The sequence below is a fragment of the Paracoccus sp. J56 genome (assembly GCF_019633685.1).
Classification (GTDB): Bacteria; Pseudomonadota; Alphaproteobacteria; order Rhodobacterales; family Rhodobacteraceae; genus Paracoccus; species Paracoccus kondratievae.
This window is the reverse complement of the sequence record NZ_JAFL01000077.1, coordinates 1-1,118: the sequence shown is the minus strand read 5'-3', so window position 1 is coordinate 1,118 and position 1,118 is coordinate 1. Positions and strand designations below refer to the sequence as shown.

General features: G+C 59.7%; 3 protein-coding genes. 1 reads left to right on the top strand and 2 read right to left on the bottom strand.

The window, feature by feature from the left end:
* The first annotated feature begins 273 nt into the window (after window positions 1–273).
* Window positions 274–498, top strand: coding sequence for a hypothetical protein (locus M511_RS19050; RefSeq protein WP_139824660.1), 225 nt, complete (start codon window positions 274–276; stop codon window positions 496–498).
* Between the two features lie 91 nt (window positions 499–589).
* Here M511_RS19050 and M511_RS19045 read toward each other — a convergent pair whose 3' ends face one another.
* Both M511_RS19045 and M511_RS19040 read right to left on the bottom strand, forming a co-directional pair.
* Entirely contained in the window at window positions 590–907 is a 318-nt protein-coding gene (locus M511_RS19045) for a hypothetical protein (protein WP_085503278.1), read from the bottom strand.
* A gap of 117 nt (window positions 908–1,024) precedes the next feature.
* On the bottom strand, window positions 1,025–1,118 hold a 94-nt coding region (locus M511_RS19040; protein WP_217809637.1), incomplete at its 5' end, for an electron transfer flavoprotein subunit alpha.

The following is a 1,118-nucleotide window of genomic DNA, read 5'->3' as shown; positions in this document are numbered from 1 at the left end:
CAGAAAGGGAATAGGTGGACGACTTTTACGCCGCCCGCAGCAGCACCAAGCCACCGCTACCGTGGACGAATTTCCCACCGCCGTTCTCATCGCGCGTCAGATCCAAATGATCGAGGCTGCAGGCCATGTGTCCATCGATTGTCCGAAGATACTGGATAGTCTGCTTTCGGAATTCGCGCGGGCTGTTCGCCTGATGCATTGCAGCCAGCCCCCCGCCCGTCCGCCAGGACCGTCACAGACTGGTGCTCTCGTGCTTCCGAATGGGAGATCCCCATGATCAACCACACATGCCTTCCGTTCCCTATCAAACCAACCAGCCAAGGCATGTGTATTGCAGCGGCGCTCGATCAGCTTTCCAGCGTCTATCGGGCCGACCACCAGGCTGAGGTGCTGCGGGCGGTGCTGGGTTTCTCAGTCCGGCAGCTTCCGCATCTTTGTGATCTGCGAACCGATCGATTTCCGCAAGGGCATGGGCGGGTTCCAAACCGCGCGGCCTGATTTTTACCGGCACCTGATCACCATTCCCCCCAACCCCTCTTGCCCCGGTCGGGCTCCCCCCCGGCCGACGGCCCCTACATGTCCGGAGTATTCACCTGTCCACCATCCCCTTCATCGAGGCCTGCTTTTTCAGCCTGACCGAGGGTCGTTTCGACCTTGAGCTCGATCTCAAAAAGCATCTGCACAAGCTGCACTGTAAGAGGATTCCCCCAGACCTCCTGACCCCGCCCCCGTCGATGTCGACGCATCGGACGAAAGCCCGGATATGGACCTGGCGGACTTCAACGGCATCAGCGCCCACGACGCGACGCGCATCCGGCGCCGGGTCAAACGGATGCTCGAGCGCCGCAAGGCCCCCACCAACAATAACGACGTCATACTCCATCGACTCGCGGACGATTTCAGACATGTTCGATTCCTCTGGACGGAGCCCCGGGGAGGTAAGTGACAAGGTTCCGTCCTTCCCGACTGACCGAAGATGTCGCCTGAGCTTTTGTCATTGCTGCATTACGGCAGGTTTTAGCCCTTACAACTTCTGCGTGAGTTCTGGAACGACTGAGAAGAGGTCCCCGACGAGGCCGTAGTCTGCGATCTGGAAGATGGGGGCCTCTTCGTCCTTG

Bases quoted from the DNA above. Each gene is read 5' to 3' on its own strand.
- M511_RS19045 (WP_085503278.1), bottom strand. From the start codon at position 907: ATGTCTGAAATCGTCCGCGAGTCGATGGAGTATGACGTCGTTATTGTT.
- M511_RS19050 (WP_139824660.1), top strand. From the start codon at position 274: ATGATCAACCACACATGCCTTCCGTTCCCTATCAAACCAACCAGCCAA.